This window comes from Streptomyces sp. NPDC051921 (assembly GCF_040680975.1).
Lineage (GTDB): Bacteria > Actinomycetota > Actinomycetes > Streptomycetales > Streptomycetaceae > Streptomyces.
Genome location: NZ_JBFAXU010000002.1, coordinates 19,304 through 42,134 on the forward strand (window position 1 = coordinate 19,304; position 22,831 = coordinate 42,134).

Consider the following 22,831-nt stretch of genomic DNA (forward strand, 5'->3'; position numbering starts at 1 on the left):
TTCCTTCGCTCTGCGCTTCAGTCGTCTTCGCCGTCGCCGAAGTCGGGGCGGACGCCCCGGGCGGCCATGACCTCGTCGTTGGAGGTGCCGGCGGCGACCATGGGCCAGACCTGGGCATCCTCGTGGACGATGAAGTCGATCACGACCGGGCGGTCGTTGATGGCGTTGGCCTCCTCGATGACCTTGTCGAGGTCGGCCGGGTCCTCGCAGCGCAGGGCGACACAGCCCATGGCCTCGGACAGCTTGACGAAGTCCGGGATGCGGGTGCCCCGCGCCTCCGGGTTGACGTCGTCGGGGCCGGAGTGCAGCACCGTGTTGGAGTAGCGCTGGTTGTAGAACAGGGTCTGCCACTGCCGGACCATGCCGAGGGCGCCGTTGTTGATGATGGCGACCTTGATCGGGATGTTGTTCAGGGCGCAGGTGACCAGTTCCTGGTTGGTCATCTGGAAGCAGCCGTCGCCGTCGATCGCCCAGACCGTGCGGTCGGGCTCGCCGGCCTTGGCGCCCATGGCCGCCGGGACCGCGTAGCCCATCGTGCCGGCGCCGCCGGAGTTGAGCCAGGTGCGCGGCTTCTCGTAGTCGACGAAGTGGGCGGCCCACATCTGGTGCTGGCCGACGCCCGCGGCGAAGATCGTGCCCTCCGGCGCGAGCTTGCCGATCCGCTCGATGACCTGCTGCGGCGAGAGGCTGCCGTCCTCCGGCAGGTCGTAGCCCAGCGGGTAGGTCTCGCGCCACCGGTTGAGGTCGCTCCACCAGGCGGTGTAGTCGCCCTTGTTGCCCTCGCTGTGCTCGGCCTGGACGGCCTGGACCAGGTCGGCGATGACCTCGCGGGCGTCACCGACGATCGGGACGTCGGCGGCGCGGTTCTTGCCGATCTCGGCCGGGTCGATGTCGGCGTGGACGATCTTGGCGAACGGCGCGAAGCTGTCCAGCTTGCCCGTGACGCGGTCGTCGAAGCGGGCGCCGAGGGCGACGATCAGGTCGGCCTTCTGCAGCGCCGTGACGGCGGTGACGGCACCGTGCATGCCCGGCATGCCCACGTGCAGCGGGTGGCTGTCGGGGAACGCGCCCAGGGCCATCAGGGTGGTGGTGACCGGGGCGCCGGTCAGCTCCGCGAGGACCTTCAGCTCGGTGGTGGCACCGGCCTTGAGGACACCGCCGCCGACGTACAGGACCGGGCGCTTGGCGCCGGTGATCAGCTTGGCGGCCTCGCGGATCTGCTTGGCGTGGGGCTTGGTCACCGGGCGGTAGCCGGGCAGGTCGGTCTGCGGCGGCCAGCTGAAGACGGTCTTCGCCTGGAGGGCGTCCTTGGCGATGTCGACCAGGACCGGGCCGGGGCGGCCGGTGGAGGCGATGTGGAAGGCCTCGGCGATCGTCCGCGGGATGTCCTCCGCCTTGGTGACCAGGAAGTTGTGCTTGGTGATCGGCATGGTGATGCCGCAGATGTCCGCCTCCTGGAAGGCGTCCGTGCCGATCGCCTTGGAGGCGACCTGGCCGGTGATCGCGACCAGCGGGACGGAGTCCATGTGCGCGTCGGCGATCGGCGTGACCAGGTTGGTGGCACCCGGGCCCGAGGTCGCCATGCAGACCCCCACCTTGCCGGTGGCCTGCGCGTAGCCGGTGGCGGCGTGGCCGGCGCCCTGCTCGTGGCGGACCAGGATGTGGCGCACGCGCGTCGAGTCCATCATCGGGTCGTACGCCGGGAGGATCGCGCCGCCCGGGATGCCGAAGACGGTGTCGGCGCCCACTTCCTCGAGAGAGCGAATGAGGGACTGCGCACCCGTGACGTGCTCGACGGTGGTGGCGGACGGTGCGCCGCTACGGGTGCGCGGCTGCGGATGGTGCCCGGTGGCCTGCTCGGTCATCAGCGTTCTCTTCTCGAAGCAGAGGGTTGGTGCGAGGTGGTGTGCGAGGCGTTTTGCGAGGTTTTGGTACGACTTCAGGGTGAGCCGGTGCAACAAAAAACCCCTCGTGCCGGGAGGCAAGCGAGGGGAGCGCGTCGGGAGCGTTTCAGGCGGGCCTTCTCTGGGCCTGCCTCAGCCGACGCGCTTTCCAAGTACGAGAATTCGGGTGCGCATGGCACTGACCCTCCCCCCGACGCGCTGCCACTGTCAAGTGGGTGGGACGGGCGTCTCACTATTTGAGCGCAACGGGGGACGGTTTCCGGCAGTCACCGGAACCGGCACGGGCAGCGGGTACTCGTCCCTGACCAGGGCCCGGCGCAGCCGGTACTCGTCGAGCGGGCCGGAGAAGGCCATGCCCTGACCATGGGTGCAGCCCATGGCGCGCAAGGCCAGCACCTGCTCGGGCATGTCCACCCCGTCGGCGACGGACTGCATCCCGAGGTCGCCGGCGATACGGAGCAGACCGCTGGTGATCTTGCGCAGTCTGGCCGATTCCACGATGCCCTCGACGAGACCCCGGTCCAGTTTCAGTATGTCGACCGGAAGGCGGCGCAGGGCGTTGATGGCGGCGTGTCCGCTGCCGAATCCGTCGAGGGAGATCTTGACCCCGAGGCGCCGCAGCGCGGCCAGGCGCTGCTCCAGCTCGTCGAAGGTGACCCGGGGGTCCCGCGGGTCGCTGTCGGCGAGCTCGACGATCAGGGAGCCGGACGGCAGCCCGTGCCGGGTGAGCAGGGACTCCACGGAGCCGAGCGGCAGCGAGCGGTCGAGCAGACGACGGGCGGACAGCCGGATGGTCACCGGCGTGCGATGCCCGATCCCGGCCCGCTCGGCGGCCTGTTCGACCGCCTCTTCGAGGAGCCAGCGGCCGAGCTCGGCGGTGCGCTCGCCGTCCGCGGCCCGCAGGAACTCGGCCGGGGTGAAGAGGATGCCCTGGGCGGACCGCCAGCGGGCCTGCGCGGCGACGGCGGCGATCCGGCCGGTGGCCAGGTCCACCACGGGCTGGTGCAGCAGGGCGAACTCGCCGTCGTGCAGGGCGGTGCGCAGCCGGGCGGCGAGCTCGGTACGGCGGACCACCTCGGCCTGCATCTGCGGGGCGTACAGCTCGACGCGGTCCTTGCCGCCGGCCTTGGCCCGGTACATCGCGAGGTCGGCGTTGCGCAGCAGTTCCCCGGCGCTGAGGCCGGGCTCGGCGAAGGCGACGCCGATGGAGGCGGCGACCCGCACCTCGTTGCCGCCGTCCAGGCGGTACGGCTGGGAGAGCCGCACCCGCAACCGGTCGGCGATCTCGTGGACGCGGCACTCCCGGTCGGCCCGGTCGCGGGTGCCGTCGCCGAGGATGAGCGCGGCGAACTCGTCGCCGCCGAGCCGGGCGGCGGTGTCCCCGGCCCGTACGGAGTCCTGGAGCCGGCGGGCGGCCTGGATGAGCAGCTCGTCGCCGGCCTGGTGCCCGAGGCGGTCGTTGACGCCCTTGAAGCCGTCCAGGTCGATGAAGAGCACGGCGGTGCCGGCATCGGAGGCGCGGCGGCCGCTCAGCGCACCCCGGACCCGGTCCGTGAACAGGGCCCGGTTGGGCAGGTCGGTGAGCGGGTCGTGCTCCGCGTTGTGCCGCAACTGCGCCTGGAGGCGGACGCGTTCGGTCACGTCGCGGCTGTTGAAGATCAGGCCGCCCTGGTGGCGGTTGACGGTGGACTCGACGTTGAGCCAGTCGCCGCGGCCGGAGCGGAAGCGGCACTCGATCCGGGTGGTGGGCTCCTCGGACGGCGGGGCGGCGAGGAAGCGGCGCACCTCGTGGACGACCCCGCCGAGGTCCTCGGGATGGATCAGGGAGGCCAGCTCGGAGCCGATCAGGTCCTCCGCCTCGCGGCCGTAGACGCCGGAGGCGGCGGGGCTCACGTAGCGGAGTATGCCGGTGGGCGCGGCGATCATGATGACGTCGCTGGAGCCCTGCACGAGGGACCTGAAGTGGTTCTCCTTCTGGGCCAGTTCGTGGGTGAGGGCGATGTTGTCGAGCAGCATGATGCCCTGCCGGACGACCAGGGCGAGCACGACCGCGCAGCCGGTGAGGACGACGACGCGGTCCACTCTGCGTCCCTCGACGACGTTGTACAGGATGCCCAGCGTGCAGACCGCTGCCGCGAGGTACGGGGTGAGGGCGGCGAGCGAGCCGGCCAGCGGGCGGCTGTGCGGGTGCCGGACGCGGGCGGCGGGCGGCACGTCCACGGAGCGGCGCACACCCCAGGGCGCGTACGCGAGCAGCAGCGAGCCGGCGAACCAGCCGGCGTCCAGGAGCTGCCCCGAGCTGTAGTGCTCGCGCAGCAGCGGCGACGTGAACAGCGCGTCGCACAGCACGGTGAGCGCCAGGGCGGCGATGGCCGTGTTGATCGCCGAGCGGTTGACGTGGGAGCGCCGGAAGTGCAGCGCGAGCACCATGCTGACGAGGACGATGTCGAGCAGCGGGTACGCGAGGGAGAGCGCGGCCCTGGCCACGCTCTCGCCCGGGACGTACGCGGTGTGCGCGAGGGCGAGACTCCACGAGAGGGTCAGCAGCGAGCCGCCGATGAGCCAGGCGTCGAGCCCGAGGCAGACCCAGCCGGCCCGGGTCACGGGCCGCTTGGCGAGGACGAGCAGGCCGACGATGGCCGGCGGGGCGAAGAGTAAGAAGCAGACGTCGGCGACGGAGGGGCTGGGCACCTCGGTCCTCAGCACGACCTCGTACCAGCCCCAGACGGCGTTGCCGACGGCGGCCATGAAGGAGGAGAAGGCGAACAGGAGCCACGCGGGGCGGAAGCTGCGGTGGTGCCCGCGGGCGTAGAGCAGGCAGGACACGGCGGCGGCGAACGCGGCGGCACTCAGCCCGAAGTCGCCCATGACGAGGGAGAGCCGGGGGGATCCCCAGCCGAGGGCGGCACCGGTCGCGTACCCGCCGCAGAGGAGCCCGAGCCCGATCTGGGCGAGCACTCCCCCGGCGGCGGGCCCCGGCAGCTCGGGCCCGGCGCCGGTGCGTGGCCCGGTCCCGCCGGCGGCGACGGGGCGCCGGCCGACGAGGGTCCCGGCCGTCACCGGTTCCTCCGGCGCCTCACCGGGATGCTCGTGCGCGTGCTGCGCTCCGAGGGCGTCCCGCCGGCGGTCGGGGCCCGCCGCCTCGTGCCCGCCACAGCCGCCGGAGGGCTCGTCGTGGCCGGAGCAGCGGCCGGCGGCGCGGGCGGCACGGCCGGAGGCCTGCGCACGCCCGTGGCCCGGGGCGGGCGGGGCGGTCGGGGCGCCCCCGTCACCCGGGGCGGTCGGGGCGCTGCTGTCGCCCGGGGCGGCGGAGTCGCCGTCGGGGGCTCTGTCCGGGGCGCCGGGGGCGCGGGATGGCGCCGAGGGCACCGCTGTGGCCCGTGCACCGCCGTCGTCGGGGGCGGGGCCGTCTCCGCTGCGGGGCGGGGGCACGGCGACGTGGCCCCCGGGGGCGCCGGCCGGGCGGTGAGCGGCGTCGGCCGCGCCGGGCCCGGCCGTGCGGGCGGGCCGGTCCGGGACCGGCTGGTCCGGAAGGGTGGCCGCGAGGCGCGGGGGGATGGTCGCCGGCGGTACCGCCGCGTCGGATCGTCGGTCACTCGGCCGTGCTTCACCCGTCGCCCCCCTCGGAATCTGATGTCCCGTCACTTCGCTCCCCAGCGTCTGCCCGTTCTCGACGCAGTCCCCCGCCCCGGGACCATACACCAGGATCGTCACTCAGGGACAGGGGTGCAGTACTCTCCGTGACGGCCTGGAGGGCTCGTGACCGGCGCACTCGGGGGGCGCGCACCACCGGGGCGACAGCGGGGAGCGGCGGCTCCGGGCGGCGGCTCAGGTGGTCAGGACGACGTTCGCCAGCTCCTCTCCCGCCGCGAAGCGGGTCAGCTGGGCCGCGAGCAGGCGCTTCGCGCGCGGCATGAACGCCGAGGTGGAGCCACCCACGTGGGGGCTGACCAGGACACCGGGAGCGTGCCACAGCGGATGCCCGGCGGGCAGCGGTTCCGGATCCGTGACATCGAGTGCCGCCGCGATCCGGCCGGTCTCCACCTCCTTCAGGAGCGCCGCGGTGTCCACCACGGGACCGCGCGCCACGTTGACCAGGAGGGCGCCGTCCTTCATCCGGGCGAGGAATCCGGCGTCGGCGAGGTGACGGGTGTCGGGGGTGAGCGGCGTGGAGAGCACGACCACGTCGGCCTGGGGCAGCAGGGCGGGCAGTTCGGTCAACGGGTGGACGGGACCGCGCTCGGTGGCACGCGCGGAGCGCGCGACGCGCACGACCCGCGCGCACTCGAAGGGAACGAGCCGGTCCTCGATGGCGGCCCCGATCGACCCGTACCCGACGATCAGCACGGACTTGTCGGCGAGTGCCGGGTAGAAACCGGCCCGCCACTCCTCGGCGTCCTGGCCGCGGACGAAGCCGGGGATGCCCCGCAGCGAGGCGAGGATCAGGGCGAGCGTCAGCTCGGCGGTGCTGGCCTCGTGGACGCCCTTGGCGTTGCACAGCCGCACACCGGGACGCAGCGCGTCGATTCCGGGAGTGACGTGGTCGATGCCGGCGGAGAGCGTCTGCACGGCCCGCAGCGAGGTCATCGCCGCCAGCGGGCGCACCGCGATCCGCTCGCCCTTCATGTACGGCACCACGTAGAAGGCGCAGCGCGCGGGGTCGGCCGGGAAGTCCGGTCCGCCGTCCCAGAAACGGTAGTTCAGGCCCGAGGCGCCCGGCGCGGGCAGTCCGTCGATCTCGTCGGCCGGAATCGGAAGCCACACGTCAGCGGCGGAGTCATCGAGTGTCATGTGGGCGAGGCTAAGCGAAGAATCCCGCGCGCCATTGGTTACTTTGGGGGGCGGCACAGGGAGGGGTACCGGCAGGTGGAGCGCAGGACGATCGGGGCGGCGGCGCTCGGAGTGGGTGCGGTGGGCCTCGGATGCATGCCGATGAGCTGGGCGTACAGCGCCTCGCAGCAGCGGGGCGACCGCTCGCTGCGGACGGTCCACGCGGCCCTGGACGTCGGCGCGAACCTGCTCGACACCGCGGACATGTACGGCCCCTTCACCAACGAGCTGCTGCTCGGGCGGGTGTTGAAGGAGCGCCGGGCGGACGCCTTCGTGTCGACGAAGGTCGGCCTGCTCGTGGGCGACCAGCACGTCGTGGCCAACGGGCGCCCCGGGTACGTGCGCAGGGCCTGCGACGCCTCGCTGCGCCGGTTGCAGACGGACGTGATCGACCTGTACCAGCTGCACCGGGCCGACCCGGAGGTGCCGGTGGAGGAGACCTGGGGCGCCATGGCCGAGCTGGTGCGGGCCGGCAAGGTGCGGGCGCTCGGGCTGTGCGCGGTGGGCGCCCGGTCGGCCCGGCGGGGCGTGCCCGGCGGCGGTTACGAGGGAACGATCCGCCAACTGGAGCGGATCCAGCAGGTCTTCCCGGTGAGCGCGGTCGAGGCCGAGCTGTCGGTGTGGTCGCCGGAGGCGCTGGAGCGGCTGCTGCCCTGGTGCGCGGCGCGAGGTGTGGGCTTCCTGGCCGCGATGCCGCTGGGCTGCGGTTATCTCACCGGGACGCTGACGCCGGGCGGCGGGTTCGAGGCGGACGACCCGCGGGCCCGGCACCCTCGCTTCACGGCCGAGATGATGGCGGCCAACCAGCCGCTCGTGGCGGGGCTCCGCCGGGTGGCGGCCCGGCACGGCGAGCGGGTCACGCCGGCGCAGGTGGCGCTCGCGTGGGTGCTCGGCCGGGGCCCGCACGTGATCCCGGTCCCGGGTGCCAAGCGGGAGCGGTGGGCCGTGGAGAACGCGGGGGCGGCGGAGCTGGAGCTGGACGCGGCGGACCTGGCGGAGATCGCGGCACTGCCGGCGCCCCGGGGGTCGTGGGACTGAGCGCATGATCCGGCGTGTGGCCGGGAACCCGAACGGCGCGAGCGGTGTATCACCAGAGGAAGGCAGCCGCGGGAAGGGATCGGGAGCATGGGTCGAGGCCGAGTCGTCGTCGGGGGCGTGGCGGGCGCCGCCGCCCTGCTGCTGCTGGTCGTCGGGTGCTCGTCGCCGCAGGACGGGGACGGCGGGCGGGCGGGGACGCCGCCCGCCTCCTCGGCGTCCGTCCCGTCGGGCCCGCCCGCTTCGTCGGCGGCGCCGTCGGGCGCCGCGGGCCGGGTGCGGGTGGCGGGGACGTCGGCCGAGGGCCTGAGGTCGCCATGGGGCCTGGCCGAGCTGCCCGGCGGCGACCTGCTCGTCTCCTCGCGCGACGAGCGGACGATCACCCGGGTCGACGCACGGACCGGGCGACAGACCTCGCTCGGTGAGGTGCCGGGGGTGGTGCCGGGCGGCGAGGGCGGGCTGATGGGCCTCGCCGTGCGCGACGGCTGGGTGTACGCGTATCTGACCGCGTCCTCGGACAACCGGATCGTCCGCATGCGGTACGGGGGCGGGGCGGGCGACCGGCTCGGGCCGCCGGAGCCGGTGCTGACCGGGCTTCCGAAGGGGCTGGTCCACAACGGCGGGCGCATCGCCTTCGGGCCGGACGGGATGCTGTACGCGGGGACGGGCGAGACGGGCCGCACCGGGCTCGCCCAGGACAAGGGCTCGCTCGGCGGGAAGATCCTGCGGATGACCCCGGAGGGCCGCCCGGCGCCCGGCAATCCCTTCCCGGGCTCGGTGGTGTACTCGTACGGGCACCGCAATGTGCAGGGGCTGGCCTGGGACGCGGACGGGCGGCTGTGGGCGTCGGAGTTCGGGCAGAACACCTGGGACGAGCTGAACCTGATCCAGCCGGGGCGCAATTACGGCTGGCCGGTCGTCGAGGGCCGCGCCGGCCGGGCCGGGTTCGTGGACCCGGTGGCGCAGTGGTCGACCGACCAGGCCTCGCCGAGCGGGATCGCGTACGCGCGCGGCGCGATCTGGATGGCCGCGCTGCGGGGCGAGCGCCTGTGGCGTATCCCGCTCTCCGGTGCGGAACGTTCCGGGGAGCCGGAGGCGTTCCTCAAGGATGAGTACGGACGGCTGCGCACGGTCCTGGCGACCGGGGGCGGCGCCCGGCTCTGGCTGGTGACCAGCGAGACCGACACCCGGGGCACGCCCGGGCCCGGTGACGACCGGATCCTCCGACTGGAGGTCGGGTAGGAAGGCGAGACCGAATGTTCAACCTGATGGAAGAGCTGTTCGCGCCGGGCCGCAAGCACACCGAGGACGAGCGGCAGCGGCTGGCCCTGACCAGGGAGGACCTGGGCGAGGGTGCCCCGCACAAGGGGCCGATAGACCTGGCCTCGGGGAAGGTCGTGGTTCGGATACCCGGCGCCACGCCCGCCCCCGACACCGCTGCGGACACCGCGCCCGCCCCCGACACCGCTGCGGACACCGCGCCCGACACCGCGCCCGACACCGCTGCGGACACCGCGCCCGACACCGCGCCCGACACCGCTGCGGACACCGCGCCCGAGGCCGGGACGCCGGGCGCGACCGACGGGCCTTAGGGCTGGGGCTGGGGCTCCAGGAGGCGCAGGCGGTGGGCCAGGGCGGCGGCCTCGCCCCTGCCGGCGACGCCCAGCTTGGCGAGGATGTTGGAGACGTGGACGCTCGCCGTCTTCGGTGAGATGAAGAGCTCCTCGGCGATCTGGCGGTTGGTACGGCCCTCGGACACCAGCCTCAGCACGTCCTGCTCGCGAGGGGTGAGGCCGAAGGCGTCGACGGTGTCGTCGGCCGGTTCCGGTTCCGGCCGGGCGGACCGGTCGGCGGTGAGCGTGCCGAGGCGGGCGCGGGCCGCGAGGAGCTCGACGTCCTCCCGCAGCGGGTGGGCGCCGAGGCGGGTGGCGGTGGCGTGGGCCTCGAGGAGCAGGTCGGCGGCCTCCTCGCGCCGGCCACCCTCGGCGAGCAGGGCGTCGGCGAGCCGGTGCCGGGCCCTCGCCAGCTCGTAGGGGCGGTCGAGCGCGGCGAAGGCGTCGACGACCTCCGCCCGGCGTTCGGTGCTGTCCCGGCCCTCGGCGCGGGCCAGCTCGGCCGAGACGTACAGGGAGTAGGCCTCCCAGACCGGCGCCGGGGTGGCCAGGCCCCGGACGCAGCGGCGTACCAGGTCGAGGGCGGCGGCGCGGCCCTCGGCGGCGGCCGGCAGGCCCCGGGCGTCGGCCTCCGCGGCGACGGCGGCCAGGACGAGCGGCCAGCCGTAGCGGTGGGTGCCGGGCTGGAAGCCGCCCTCGGCCGCGGTGGCGAGCTCGGCGCGTACGTCGGCGAGGCGGCCCTCGGCGGCGGCCACGGCGACCGTCACGTGGGCCATGGGCAGGCTGTACTGCGGGATCGGGTCGCGGCTGCCGTAGCGGGCGGCGGCCTCGGTGAGGCGGGCGGCGGCGACGGCGGGTTCGCCGCGGGCCGCGGCCAGCTGGGCGAGCAGCAGCAGCGCGGTGCCGCCCGGCTTGGTGCCGGCGGCGCCGGTGCGCAGGAGCAGTTCGCACTCCTCCTGGACCCGGTCCCACGCGCCGAGGGAGTGGAGCGACTCGGCGAGGTTGGCGCGGACCCAGCCCGCGCTGTCGACCAGGCCGCGGGTGCCGCACATCTCGATCCCGGCGGTGGCGACGTCCACGGCCTCGTGGGATCGGCCGAGCCCTTCGAGACAGGAGGAGATGTTCACGTGGGCGCGCGAGGCCTCGTGGAACTGGCCGAGGGCCATGGTCCGCTCGCGGACCTCGTGCATCTCGGCGAGGCCGCGCTCGGTGTCGCCGGCGGCCACCATGATGGTGCCGAGGGTGAGCCGGGCGGTGAGCTCGGTCGCCTCGGCCTTGACCAGGCGGGCGTATTCGACGGCGCGTTCGGCGGCGGCCAGCGCGTCGGGGCCGGGGTTGCGGAGCATCCCCCAGCCGGCGGCGACGGCGAGCACCACGGCGTGCACGGCGGACGGCGGCAGCCCGCGGACGAGTTCCTGGGCGCGGGCGATCTCGGCCCAGCCGTCGCCGCGGCCCAGGTTGGACTGGATGCGGGCCCGTTCGACGGAGAACCAGGCGGCGCGCAGCGGGTCGCTCTCCTCGTCGCTGTCGAGCAGCCGCAGCGCGGTGCGGCCGATCTTCAGGGCGCGTTCGCGTTCACCGCTGAGGCGGGCGGCGACGGCGGCCTCGGCGAGCAGGTCGAGGAAGCGCAGCGGGGTGGTCTCGGGGTCGCAGCCGCAGGCGGGATAGGCCTCGGCGTAGTCCATGGGGCGCAGCCCGCCGCGGACCTCGTCGGGGACCTCGTCCCAGAGCTCCATGGCCCTTTCGAGAAGCCGCAGTTGCTCGGCGTAGGCGTAGCGCTTGCGGGTCTCGACGGAGGCGCGGAGGACGGCGGGCAGGGCGCGGGCGGCGTCGTGGGCGTGGTACCAGTACGTGGCGAGCCGGTTGGCGCGCTCGTCGGCGCGGACGAGGCCGGGGTCGCTCTCCAGGGCTTCGGCGTAGCGGCGGTTGAGCCGGGAGCGCTCGCCGGGCAGCAGGTCGTCGCTGACGGCCTCGCGGACCAGGGAGTGGCGGAAGCGGTAGCCGTCGCCGTCGGGGGCGGCGAGGAGGATGTTGGCGCCGACGGCGGCGCGCAGCGCGTCGAGGAGGGCGTCCTCGGAGAGCCGGGCGACGGCGGCGAGCAGGTCGAACTCGACGGTGGAGCCGCCTTCGGCGACGATCCGGACGACTCGCTGGGTGTCCTCGGGCAGGGTCTCGACGCGGACCAGGAGGAGGTCGCGGAGGGAGGCGCTGAGGGAGCCGGGGTGGCAGCCGGACTCGTGGGAGGCGATGAGTTCCTCGACGAAGAAGGCGTTGCCGTCGGAGCGTTCGAAGACCTCGTCGAGGAGGCCGGGGTCGGGTTCGGCGGCGAGGATGCCGGTGAGCTGGCGGTGCACCTCGGCGCGGGTGAAGCGGGCGAGTTCGACGCGGCGGACGGAGCGCAGCCGGTCGAGTTCGGCGAGCAGGGGGCGCAGCGGGTGGCGGCGGTGGATGTCGTCGGCGCGGTAGGTGGCGACGACCACGATCCGGCCGCGGCGCAGGGTGCGGAAGAGGTAGGCGAGCAGGTGCCGGGTGGAGGTGTCGGCCCAGTGCAGGTCCTCCAGGACCAGGACGACGGTGCGCCCGGCGGCGACGCGTTCCAGGAGCCGTACGGTCAGCTCGAAGAGGCGGGCGGTGGCGTCCTCGGCGGCCGGCTCGTGGCTCGCGGGGTCGCCGAGTTCGGGCAGGAGTCGGGCGAGTTCGCCCTCGTGCCCTTCGGCGGCGGCGGCGAGTTCCTCGGGGAGGCGTCGGTGCAGGGCGCGCAGGGCCGTGGAGAAGGGGGCGAAGGGCAGTCCGTCGGCTCCGATCTCGACGCAGCCGCCGAGGGCGACGACGGCGCCCTGGGCGCAGGCCGCGTCGGTGAACTCCTCGATGAGCCGGGTCTTGCCGACACCGGCCTCGCCACCGACGAGGAGGGCCTGGGGCTCTCCCGCGGTCGCGCGGGAGAGCGCCTCGGTGAGGGCGGTGAGTTCGCCGGCGCGGCCGACGAAGACGGGGCTGACTGACCTGGTCTCCACGGCGCCGAGCATCGCACAGGCGTCCGTCGGTCCGCTCCTGCGGGGGCCGACCGGGCGGGTGCCGTTCGCACGGGACGCGCTCATGCGGGGTCACGCGGCCCGGGCGAAGTGCTTCCGGTCTGCGCTCACCCGCCCCTCCGGATCCTGGTGCCCGGTGGCCCGGCGGGCCTTGGCGGCGCGGACGGCCTCGCGGGCGAGGCGGGCGGCGGCGGCCTGGCGGACCAGCTCGGCGTGCTCGGCGCGGTGCAGCTCGTACTGGAACATCGTGTTCTCCCTGGGGGATTCCGGTTTCGGTATCGCTCCTTGCGATGCCTCTACTTTCGTCTCCCAGGGGGTGCGGCCACATGGGGAGAGTGCCGCATGTTCGGCGTACGGGGGGCCTTAGGCGGACCTGGGGGGTCCTTAGGGAGGGTCCCGGGGCGCCTCAGGCGGCCCCGGGGTACCTCAGGCGGCCCCGGGGGATGCCTCAGGCGACGCCCTCGGTCTCCTCCGCCTCGCCCATGACCACGCGCTGTACGGGGATCTTCGGGTGGGCGTCGGCGGCGCGCGCGTCGGCGGCGACCCGGCTCTCGGGCGGTTCGATGCTGATGCGCGGCAGCCGTCGGTCGAGCCAGCGCGGCAGCCACCAGTTCGCGCCGCCCAGCATGTGCATGAGGGCGGGGACGAGGAGGGTGCGCAGGACGAAGGCGTCCAGGGCGACGGCGGCGGCGAGCGCGATGCCGAACATCGCGACGCGTCGGTCGCCGGAGAGGACGAAGGCGAGGAAGACGGAGATCATGATGACCGCGGCCGAGTTGATCACCCGGCTGGTCTCGGCGAGGCCGACCCGTACGGCGCGGCGGTTGTCGCCGGTCTCCAGCCATTCCTCGTACATCCGGCTGACCAGGAAGACCTGGTAGTCCATGGAGAGCCCGAAGAGCACCGAGACCATGATCACGGGGAGGAAGGGTTCGATGGGCCCGGCGCTGCCGAGGCCGAGCAGCTCGGTCCCCCAGCCCCATTGGAAGATCGCGACGACCACGCCGAAGGCGCCGGCGACGGCGGCGATGTTCATGAGCGCGGCCTTGAGCGGGATGCCGAGGGAGCGGAAGGCGAGCAGCAGCAGGAGGCAGCCGAGGGCGATCACGACGCCGACGAAGAGCGGCAGCTTGCCGACGATGATCTCGGCGAAGTCGTCGTAGGAGGCGGTGACGCCGCCGACGTGGACCTGCAGCGAGGTGCCGTCCGCGGCGGTCGGCAGGACGTCGTCGCGGAGCCGGTCGACCAGCTGGCTGGTGGCCTCGGACTGGGGCGAGGACTCGGGTACGACGGTCAGGACGGCGGTGTCGCCGCCGTGGTTGTACGTGACCGGGGAGACGGACGCGACGCCGTTGGTGTGCGCCAGTGCGGCGGGCAGTGCGTCGAGGGCGACCCGGTCGTCGGCGCCGTCGAGCTGGGCGACGAGGGTGAGCGGCCCGTTCGTGCCGGGGCCGAAGCCCTCGGCGATCAGGTCGTAGGCCTTGCGGGTGGTGGCGGTGGCGGGGTTGTTGCCCTGGTCGGAGCTGCCGAGGTGGAGCGAGAAGGTGGGCAGGGCCAGGACCGCCATGACGAGGGCGGCGACCGCGCCGAGGAGCTTGGGGTGGCGCTCGACGAAGCGGGACCAGCGGGCGGAGAAGGTGGTCGGCAGCTCGGGCTCGGGGCCGTGCTCGGTGAGCCGACGGCGTTCCTTGCGGCTGAGGGCGCGCATGCCGATGAAGGACAGCAGCGCGGGCAGCAGGGTGACCGAGGCGGCGACGGTGAGGACGACGGTGAGGCAGGCGGCGATGGCGACGCCGTTGAGGAAGTTGAGCCTCAGGATCAGCATGCCGAGCAGCGCGATGCAGACGGTGGCGCCGGCGAAGACGACGGCCCGGCCGGTGGTGGCGACCGCGACCCGCGCGGCCTCGGCCACGGGGAGACCGCGTTTGAGGCCCTTGCGGTGCCGGGTCACGATGAACAGCGCGTAGTCGATGCCGACGCCGAGGCCGACGAGCATGCCGAGCATGGGGGCGAAGTCGGCGACCGTCATGACGTGGCCGAGCAGCGCGATGCCGGAGTAGGCGATGCCCACGCTGACCAGGGCGGTCGCGATGGGGAGCGCGGAGGCGGCGAGGGAGCCGAAGGCGAGGAAGAGGACGAGGGCGGCGACGGCCACCCCGACGATCTCGGCGATGTGGGCGCTGGGGGCCTCGGTGGCGCCGACGGCCTCGCCGCCGAGCTCGACCTGCACGCTCGGCGTGGCGGCGGCCTTGGCGGTGTCGACGAGGGCCTCTGCCCGGGCCTTGGGGATGTCGGAGGCCTTGGCGTCGAAGGTGACGGAGGCGTAGGCGGTGTGCCCGTCCTCGCTGATCTGGCCCGGCACGGAGCCGTACGGCGAGGTGACGGAGGCGATGCCGGGGAGGTGCTCGACCTTCTTGAGCATCGCGGTCATGCGCTGCTCGACGTCGGGGGCCGTCACGCTGCCGCGGTCGGTGTGCCAGACGATGGTGTCGGTGTCGCCGCCGGCGCCGTGGAAGCCCTTGTCGAGGAGGGCGACGGCGCGGCCGGATTCGGTGCCGGGGACGTCGTAGTCGTTCGAGTACGCGTTGCCGGCGATCGCCGCTCCGGTGACGGCGCCGCCGAGGGCGAGGAGCCACAGCAGGACGGTGACGAGGCGGTGCTTGATGCACCATCGTGCGATGGCTGCCAAAGGACGTGCTCCTCGGGTGGTCGGTGGTCCGCCGCCCACTGTCGCAGCCAAACGTGATCGTTTGTCCCTTTCGTGGCAATCCTCACAGAGCGCGCCGGGGGTTCGGGACCGAGGTCCCGGACCCCCGCGCGAAGGGCCCCGGGAAGGCGCCGGGCTGCGGGATCTCAGCCGGACACGCTGGGGCGCCCGTTCTCCATGTGCCCCATGAGGCGGCGGCGGAAGCCCTCGGGACCGGCCACCTCGACGGCGGCAATGATCACACTTGAGGGGGACCGCCCAGCTGCCCGTCCCCCTGACGTCGGTGTGCTGCGGGACCGCGGACTCGCCCGCGTACGGGTAGAGCGCGAAGTGCGCGCTCGTCTTGCCGGCGTTGCGCAGCGTCACGGTCACCTCACCGTCCCCGGCCTGCGCGAAGGCGTCCGGCTGGTACAGCAGCGGACGGCCCGGGCGGGTGCCGGGCCCCTGCGCGGACGAGCCGCGCGGGCGGGACCAGGCATCAGCCGGGTGCGGCACCCGTCAGAGGCGCTGCCACTGCTGGTTGGTGGCGCCGTTGCCGTACCACAGGCCGACCGCGCTGCCGGCGGCCGTGTAGGCGCCGCCGACGTCGAGCGCCAGGCCGGAGTCCTGCGCGGTGATCGAGCCGCCGGCGTTGATGTTCCACTTCTGGTTGCTGCCGCCGTTGCAGGGCCACAGGATCAGCGGGGTGCCGCCGGCGGTGCCGCCGTGGTCGACGTCGAGGCACATGTTCCCGTAGACCCGGAGCTCCTTCGCGGCGGTGTAGGTCCACCGCTGGTTCTCCCCGCCGTTGCAGTACCAGATGATCATCTTGGTGCCCGGCTCGCGAGAGGCCCCGGGGACGTCCAGGCAGTGGCCGGAGCCCACACCGCGCAGCGCACCCGTGGTGGTGGCCGGACGGCCGGTGCCCCACCAGGCCCAGGCGAGCCGGTCGGCGGCCGAGGCGTTGGTGGTGCGCAGGGTCAGGTCGGTGCCGGTGCCCTCCAGCTCGGTGAGGCTGTACCCGTCTCCGGTGCGCAGACCGGGCCAGTAGACCGAGCCCATGCCCAGCTCGCGCAGGGTGTCCGTCTGGGCCTGGAGGGTGGCGATCTGCCAGCGCCCGTCGACCGGGCCGTTGTAGTCGAGGCCGGTGGTGAGCTCGGTCCCGAACTCGGTCAGCACGGTCCGGGAGGCGCAGTTCCCGACCTTGGTCCGCAGGTCCGCGGCCCACCGGGCGGGGTCGGTCCAGTCCTGGTGCCAGAAGCCGTACTGGTGCAGGGACAGATGGGTGCCGGCCAGCCGCGGATCCGCGCACACGGGCCGGACGTCCTCGCTGTAGCCGACGCCGCCGACGAAGACGCGCTCGCGGGGGACGATGCTGCCGTAGGCGGCGAGCCAGTCGGCGGCGGTGTCGGCCCACTCGGTCGCCGCGTAGCCGTACGGCTCGTTCATCGGCTCGAAGTAGACCCGGCCGGTGTCGCCGTACCGGTCGACGATCGTCCGCCACATGGCGTCGTAGGCGGCCCTGTCGTCGATCCGGCCGTCCTTGGCGGCGCCGGGGCCCTCCCAGTAGCCGAGCACGACCTTGGCGCCCCTGCCGACGGCGGCGTCGATCGCGCCCTGGTACGAGTCCCACCAAGGGCCGTTCACCGAGGCGGGGTTGACGGGAAGCCGGAGCGTGTCGACCCCGAACTCGCGCTGGAACTCGCCGACCACGGCGGCGGACTTGTAGTACGTCGTCAGGTAGTCGTCCTCGGTCGACAGGCCGGACGGCACGACGGCGTCCGCGGCGAAGTTGTCACGCGGGTCGGCCCAGTTGACGCCCTTGAACCGGCTGCCGTCCGGGGTGGCCGCGGCCGCCTCCGGCGCGAGCGGGCCGGCCTGGAGGCCGATGACCGAGACGGCGGCGGCGCCGGCGACGAGGAGCGCCAGGGCTCTTCGGCCCTTTCCGCTTCGACGGATGGACACGCTATTCCCCCTACAGACAGGCCACATCGTGACAATGCGACCGGATTGCTCAGAAGTTGATCAATCGTGATCGTATATCAGCTCGGTTGACCCCACCTCGCCCCGAGCGGCAAGCTGATTGCCTGTCAACTCATGGTGCATGGGGGAAGATTGAGCGGCACTGCGCATCACATCGGGCCCGACTCCGCGCCCGACCGGTACCGCCTGCTGAGGTCCATCGGGCGGGGTGGCGAGGCCGTGCTGTACCTCGCGGAGATCGAGCTGGCGGGCGGGACCGAGCCCGTCGTCGTCAAGGTGCTCGACTCCAAGACGACCATCACGCCGGAGCTGTTCGAACGGGTCAGCCGGAAGTGGAACGAACAGGCCGAGCTGCTGCGCTTTGTCCACCGCCCCGGCGTGGTGGGCGTCCGCGAGCACTTCCAGGGCCCGCCGATCCACCGCCCCGGCGAGGCGGAGACCCTCAGCGGCCGGGCCCTCGTCCTCGTCATGAACCACGTCGACGGGCTCGACCTGCGCGACTGGCGGGCCGAGCGCACCCTCACCACCCCCGCCGAGCGCCGTGAGGTGATGCGCACCCTGGAGCAGCTCGCGGACGTCCTCGACTGGCTGCACTCCGGCAAGGCCACCCCGTCCGGGCGCACCGTCGTGCACGGCGACCTCTCCCCCGGCAACGTCATGGTCGACCAGCACGGGCAGGCCACCCTCGTCGACTTCGGCCTCAGCAAGCTGACCGCCGACCACCAGACCGCCGAGGTGTGGTTCACCCCCGGCTACGCGGCGCCCGAGGTGTTCGAGGGCAAGCGGACCCCGGGTTCTGACCGGTACGCCTTCGGTGCCATCGCCTACTTCATGCTCAGCGGCCAGGCTCCGCCGACCGTTCCCGAGCAGCTGTCCGCCGCGCTCGCCGGGCTGCCGCACGTGGCCGGGCTGCCGGAGGAGGAGCGCGCCCGGGTGCTGAGCATCGCCGCGGCCGACCCCGAGCGCCGCCCGGTCAGCCTGTCGGCCTGGGTGAAGGACGTACGGCACGGGGTCGTGTCGACCACCACGACGAACCGCGCGGCCGCCCTCCAGGACGCCGTCCCCACCCCGGCGCCACTCGTCGCGCCCCCCGTCGCTCCGCCGGTCGCCGCCCCGGCCGTCGTCCCGGAGGCGCCCGCGCCGCCCGTCGGTCCACCGCCCTCCGGTCCGCAGCCTGCCGGTCCGCCGCCATCCGGTCCGCAGCCCTCCGGCCCGCAGCCCTCCGGTCCGCCGACGGCGGCCCCGGGCGCCCCCCAGGGCTTCGGGGAGCCGACGTACCCCATCCCCGTCGTGCCGCAGGCTCCGCACGGGCCGGAGCAGCAGCCGCCGCGCCGCAAGCGTCGTACCGGTCTCGTCCTGGGCTCCGTCGCCGCCGTCGCGGTGATCGCCGTCCTCGCGGTGATCGGCGTCAACCTGCTGGGCGACAAGGGCAAAAAGGAGGACGACTCCGCGAAGGGCGGCGACACGACCTCCTCCGCCCCGGCCACCACCGTGCCCACGCCGACCGAGGAGCCGACCACCGACTCCCCCTCGCCCGAGCCCACGGACACGGAGTCCACCGACCCGGACGCCTCCGCCGGCCCCTCGTACGATCCCGGCACGCTGCCCGACGTGCCCATGGCGGACCTGACCACGCTCTCCTCGGTCAGTGAACCCGACTCCTTCACGGTCGGCCCGGCGAAGATCAACACCAAGGAGTACGGCGCCGCCCTGCACGGCGACTGCTACAACGGCGCCTACGTCGAGTACGACCTCAACCGCGAGTGGCAGACCTTCGAGTTCACCGCGGGCATCGACGACGGGTCGAAGGTCGAGGCGGCCCGGATCGTCGTCTCCGTGGACGACCAGCCGGCCCTGTTCAACGAGACCGTCCAGCTCGGCAAACCGATCTCCCGCACCCTGAAGATCGCCGGAGCGCTCCGGCTGCGGCTGAAGGTGGAGTCCTCCTCCTGCTCCGACGAAGGCAACGGCGTGATCGCCGGACCGATCCTGCGCCGCTAGGCCCTGTCCTGCGGGCGGACGGCGCTCCTTCCCGGACACGACCTGGCCGCCGTCGGCAGCGGCCGTACGTCACAGAGCGGCCCCGCACCGGAAGTTCCGGTGCGGGGCCGCTCTGTCGACCGTACGAGCCCTACGGGCCGGGATCAGCCCTCGCTGACGCCCAGCCGCTCCAGGATCAGGTCCTTGACCTTCGCCGCGTCGGCCTGGCCGCGGGTGGCCTTCATGACCGCGCCGACCAGGGCGCCGACGGCGGCGACCTTGCCGCCGCGGATCTTGTCGGCGATGGCCGCGTTGCCGGCGATGGCCTCGTCGACCGCCGCGCCGAGCGCGCTGTCGTCGGAGACGACCTTCAGACCGCGCTTCTCGACGACCTCGTCCGGGGCACCCTCGCCCGCGAGGACGCCCTCGATGACCTGGCGGGCCAGCTTGTCGTTCAGGTCGCCGGAGGCGACCAGGGCCGACACGCGGGCGACGTCCGCCGGGGTGATCGGCAGCTCGTCCAGCGAGACGCCCTGCTCGTTCGCGTTGCGGGCCAGCTCGCCCATCCACCACTTGCGGGCCGACGCCGCGTCGGCGCCCGCCTCGGTCGTGGCGACGATCGCCTCGACCGCGCCCGCGTTGAGGATGGCCTGCATGTCCAGCTCGGACACGCCCCACTCCCCGCGCAGCCGGTTGCGGCGCAGGCGCGGCAGCTCCGGCAGCCCCTTCCGCAGCTCCTCGACCCACTCGCGGGAGGGGGCCACCGGCACCAGGTCCGGCTCGGGGAAGTAGCGGTAGTCCTCGGCGTTGTCCTTGATGCGGCCCGAGGTGGTGGTCCCGTCGTCCTCGTGGAAGTGACGGGTCTCCTGGACGATGGAGCCGCCGGAGGACAGGACCGCCGCGTGCCGCTGGATCTCGAAACGCGCCGCACGCTCCACGGAGCGGAGCGAGTTGACGTTCTTCGTCTCCGAGCGCGTACCGAAGGTGTCGGAACCCTTCGGCATCAGCGACAGGTTGACGTCGCAGCGCATCTGGCCCTTGTCCATGCGCGCCTCGGAGACGCCCAGGGCACGGATCAGCTCGCGCAGCTCCGCCACGTAGGCCTTGGCGACCTCCGGGGCCCGCTCGCCCGCACCGACGATCGGCTTGGTGACGATCTCGATCAGCGGGATGCCGGCGCGGTTGTAGTCGAGCAGCGAGTGCGAGGCGCCGTGGATGCGGCCGGTCGCGCCACCGATGTGGGTGGACTTGCCGGTGTCCTCCTCCATGTGAGCGCGCTCGATCTCCACGCGGAAGATCTCGCCGTCCTCCAGCTGGACGTCCAGGTAGCCGTCGAAGGCGATCGGCTCGTCGTACTGGGAGGTCTGGAAGTTCTTCGGCATGTCCGGATAGAAGTAGTTCTTCCGGGCGAAGCGGCACCACTCGGCGATCTCGCAGTTCAGCGCGAGACCGATCTTGATGGCGGACTCGACGCCGACCGCGTTGACGACCGGGAGCGAGCCCGGCAGGCCGAGGCAGGTCGGGCAGGTCTGCGTGTTCGCGTCCTGGCCGAGCTCGGTCGAGCAGCCGCAGAACATCTTGGTCTTGGTGCCGAGCTCGACATGGACCTCCAGGCCCATGACGGGGTCGTACTCGGCGAGCGCCGCCTCGTACGACAGCAGTTCAGTGACAGTCACGGTGGAACTTCCCTCTCAGCCCAGCAGGACGTCGTCGTCGCCGAGGCGCTTCAGCTCGCGGTACAGGATCGCGAGGCCGGTGACGATGGCGGCGGCGGACACGACGGCGTCGACGAGCTTGAGCGTGTCGTGCTCGCTGCGGGCCTTCTTGATCTGCTTCGTCACGCTCACGGCGCCGAAGGCGGTGGTGGCCATCGACAGGTACGTACCGGTCTTGGACTTCTTGAAGCCCTTGGCCTTCTGCAGTGCACTCGTACTCACAGCGACGGAGCCTCCTCAAGCAGCGGGTGCCCCCACTTTTCCACGAAGGCGGCCTCGACGGCGGCGCCGACCTTGTACAGACGGTCGTCCTTCAGGGCGGGGGCGATGATCTGCAGGCCGACCGGCAGACCGTCCTCCGGCGCCAGGCCGCAGGGCAGCGACATGGCGGAGTTGCCGGCCAGGTTGGTCGGGATGGTGCACAGGTCCGCGAGGTACATCGCCATCGGGTCGTCGGCGCGCTCGCCGATCGGGAAGGCGGTGGTCGGGGTCGTCGGGGAGACGATCACGTCGACCCGCTCGAAGGCCTGCTCGAACTCGCGGGTGATGAGGGTACGGACCTTCTGGGCCGAGCCGAACCACGCGTCGTAATAGCCGGAGCTCAGCGCGTACGTACCGAGGATGACGCGGCGCTTGACCTCGGGGCCGAAGCCGGCCTCGCGGGTGAGCGCGGTGACGTCCTCGGCGGACCGGGTGCCGTCGTCGCCGGAGCGCAGGCCGTAGCGCAGACCGTCGAAGCGGGCCAGGTTCGAGGAGCACTCGGACGGCGCGACGATGTAGTACGCGGAGAGCGCGAGGTCGAAGGACGGGCAGTCCAGCTCGACGATCTCGGCGCCCAGCGACTTGAGCAGCTCGACGGACTCGTCGAAGCGCTGCACGACACCGGCCTGGTAGCCCTCGCCGCGGAACTGCTTGACGATGCCGACGCGCATGCCGGCGACCGAGCCGTTACGAGCGGCCTCGACGACCGGCGGGACCGGGGCGTCGATCGAGGTCGAGTCGAGCGGGTCGTGGCCGGCGATGGCCTCGTGCAGCAGGGCCGCGTCGAGGACCGTACGGGCACACGGGCCGCCCTGGTCGAGCGAGGAGGAGAAGGCCACCATGCCGAAGCGGGAGACCGCGCCGTACGTCGGCTTGACGCCGACGGTGCCGGTGACGGCGGCGGGCTGACGGATCGAGCCGCCGGTGTCCGTGCCGATGGCGAGCGGGGCCTCGTACGCGGCGAGGGCGGCCGAGGAGCCGCCGCCGGAGCCGCCGGGGATCCGGGTCAGGTCCCAGGGGTTGCCGGTCGGGCCGTAGGCGCTGTTCTCCGTGGAGGAGCCCATCGCGAACTCGTCCATGTTGGTCTTGCCCAGGATGACCACGTCGGCGGCCTTGAGCTTCTTGACCAGCGTGGCGTCGTACGGCGGGATCCAGCCCTCGAGCATCTTCGAACCCACCGTGGTGGGCACGCCCTGGGTGGTGAAGATGTCCTTGAGGGCCAGCGGCACGCCGGCCAGCGGGCCGAGCTTCTCGCCACGGGCGCGCTTCTCGTCCACGGCGCGGGCCTGGGCGAGGGCGCCCTCGCGGTCGACGTGCAGGAAGGCGTGGACCTTCTCGTCGACGGCCTCGATGCGGGCCAGGTGGGCCTCGGTCACCTCGACGGCGGTGAGCTCGCCGGAGGCGATCTTCGCCGCGATCTCGGCGGCGGTGAGCTTGATGATGGTGCTGTTGTCCGTCATGACGTTCTTAGTCCTCCCCCAGGATCTGCGGCACCTTGAAACGCTGCTGCTCCTGGGCCGGGGCGCCGGAGAGCGCCTGCTCGGGGGTGAGCGACGGACGGACCTCGTCCGCGCGCATGACATTGGTCAGCGGCAGCGGGTGGGAGGTCGGCGGTACGTCTTGGTCTGCGACCTCGGAGACGCGGGCGACCGCGCCGATGATGTCGTCGAGCTGTCCGGCGAAGTGGTCGAGTTCTTCGGCCTTGAGCTCCAGACGTGCCAGCCGTGCGAGGTGGGCGACCTCCTCGCGCGTGATGCCAGGCATGCGGATCCTCACGGGGTGAGTCTGATGG

At 73.2% G+C, this 22,831-nt stretch carries 15 protein-coding genes and 1 pseudogene; 4 read left to right on the top strand and 12 right to left on the bottom strand.

What is annotated here, in order from left to right:
* Nucleotides 1–17 precede the first annotated feature (17 nt).
* The 3 genes from AB0M16_RS02815 to AB0M16_RS02825 form a co-directional block, all read right to left on the bottom strand.
* Nucleotides 18–1,865: an acetolactate synthase large subunit gene (locus AB0M16_RS02815; protein WP_365338014.1), complete on the bottom strand. Its 1,848-nt coding sequence runs from the start codon at nucleotides 1,863–1,865 to the stop codon at nucleotides 18–20.
* Nucleotides 1,866–2,111: 246 nt separating this feature from the next.
* On the bottom strand, nucleotides 2,112–4,886 hold the full coding sequence (locus AB0M16_RS02820) for an EAL domain-containing protein (protein WP_365338717.1): 2,775 nt from the start codon (nucleotides 4,884–4,886) through the stop codon (nucleotides 2,112–2,114).
* Between the two features lie 846 nt (nucleotides 4,887–5,732).
* Nucleotides 5,733–6,695 carry a 2-hydroxyacid dehydrogenase gene (locus AB0M16_RS02825; protein WP_365338016.1) on the bottom strand — a complete coding sequence of 321 codons (963 nt, stop codon included), beginning with the start codon at nucleotides 6,693–6,695 and terminating at the stop codon, nucleotides 5,733–5,735.
* Between the two features lie 75 nt (nucleotides 6,696–6,770).
* Here AB0M16_RS02825 and AB0M16_RS02830 point away from each other — a divergent pair, with 75 nt between their 5' ends.
* From AB0M16_RS02830 to AB0M16_RS02840, 3 genes are all read left to right on the top strand, one after another.
* Entirely contained in the window at nucleotides 6,771–7,772 is a 1,002-nt protein-coding gene (locus AB0M16_RS02830) for an aldo/keto reductase (protein ID WP_365338018.1), read from the top strand.
* An 87-nt stretch (nucleotides 7,773–7,859) separates the two neighbouring features.
* The gene (locus AB0M16_RS02835; RefSeq protein WP_365338020.1) at nucleotides 7,860–9,011 is read left to right on the top strand and encodes a PQQ-dependent sugar dehydrogenase; all 1,152 of its coding nucleotides are present in this window, start codon (nucleotides 7,860–7,862) and stop codon (nucleotides 9,009–9,011) included.
* A 14-nt stretch (nucleotides 9,012–9,025) separates the two neighbouring features.
* Nucleotides 9,026–9,361, top strand: coding sequence for a DUF6191 domain-containing protein (locus AB0M16_RS02840; protein WP_365338022.1), 336 nt, complete (start codon nucleotides 9,026–9,028; stop codon nucleotides 9,359–9,361).
* Here AB0M16_RS02840 and AB0M16_RS02845 read toward each other — a convergent pair.
* The 5 genes and pseudogenes from AB0M16_RS02845 to AB0M16_RS02865 form a co-directional block, all read right to left on the bottom strand.
* Nucleotides 9,358–12,408, bottom strand: a complete 3,051-nt coding sequence (locus AB0M16_RS02845) for a BREX system ATP-binding domain-containing protein (RefSeq protein ID WP_365338719.1) — start codon at nucleotides 12,406–12,408, stop codon at nucleotides 9,358–9,360. The genes AB0M16_RS02840 and AB0M16_RS02845 overlap by 4 nt on opposite strands.
* Nucleotides 12,409–12,486: 78 nt before the next feature.
* Nucleotides 12,487–12,660 (bottom strand): hypothetical protein, encoded by a 174-nt coding sequence (locus tag AB0M16_RS02850; protein WP_365338023.1) that lies wholly within the window; start codon nucleotides 12,658–12,660, stop codon nucleotides 12,487–12,489.
* Nucleotides 12,661–12,862: 202 nt separating this feature from the next.
* Nucleotides 12,863–15,103, bottom strand: coding sequence for an MMPL family transporter (locus AB0M16_RS02855; protein ID WP_365338721.1), 2,241 nt, complete (start codon nucleotides 15,101–15,103; stop codon nucleotides 12,863–12,865).
* 339 nt (nucleotides 15,104–15,442) lie between these two features.
* Nucleotides 15,443–15,616 (bottom strand): annotated as a pseudogene (locus tag AB0M16_RS02860) (hypothetical protein); the annotation flags it as partial.
* Between the two features lie 3 nt (nucleotides 15,617–15,619).
* Nucleotides 15,620–17,065, bottom strand: coding sequence for a ricin-type beta-trefoil lectin domain protein (locus AB0M16_RS02865; RefSeq protein WP_365338025.1), 1,446 nt, complete (start codon nucleotides 17,063–17,065; stop codon nucleotides 15,620–15,622).
* A 150-nt stretch (nucleotides 17,066–17,215) separates the two neighbouring features.
* Here AB0M16_RS02865 and AB0M16_RS02870 point away from each other — a divergent pair, with 150 nt between their 5' ends.
* Nucleotides 17,216–19,084: a protein kinase gene (locus AB0M16_RS02870; protein ID WP_365338027.1), complete on the top strand. Its 1,869-nt coding sequence runs from the start codon at nucleotides 17,216–17,218 to the stop codon at nucleotides 19,082–19,084.
* 143 nt (nucleotides 19,085–19,227) lie between these two features.
* Here AB0M16_RS02870 and gatB read toward each other — a convergent pair whose 3' ends face one another.
* The 4 genes from gatB to gatC form a co-directional block, all read right to left on the bottom strand.
* The gene (gene gatB, locus AB0M16_RS02875) at nucleotides 19,228–20,739 is read right to left on the bottom strand and encodes an Asp-tRNA(Asn)/Glu-tRNA(Gln) amidotransferase subunit GatB (protein ID WP_365338029.1); all 1,512 of its coding nucleotides are present in this window, start codon (nucleotides 20,737–20,739) and stop codon (nucleotides 19,228–19,230) included.
* Between the two features lie 15 nt (nucleotides 20,740–20,754).
* On the bottom strand, nucleotides 20,755–20,934 hold the full coding sequence (locus tag AB0M16_RS02880) for a hypothetical protein (protein ID WP_365338723.1): 180 nt from the start codon (nucleotides 20,932–20,934) through the stop codon (nucleotides 20,755–20,757).
* A 62-nt stretch (nucleotides 20,935–20,996) separates the two neighbouring features.
* Nucleotides 20,997–22,499, bottom strand: a complete 1,503-nt coding sequence (gene gatA, locus AB0M16_RS02885; RefSeq protein ID WP_365338031.1) for an Asp-tRNA(Asn)/Glu-tRNA(Gln) amidotransferase subunit GatA — start codon at nucleotides 22,497–22,499, stop codon at nucleotides 20,997–20,999.
* A gap of 7 nt (nucleotides 22,500–22,506) precedes the next feature.
* Entirely contained in the window at nucleotides 22,507–22,803 is a 297-nt protein-coding gene (gatC, locus tag AB0M16_RS02890) for an Asp-tRNA(Asn)/Glu-tRNA(Gln) amidotransferase subunit GatC (protein ID WP_010984178.1), read from the bottom strand.
* Nucleotides 22,804–22,831: the final 28 nt, after the last annotated feature.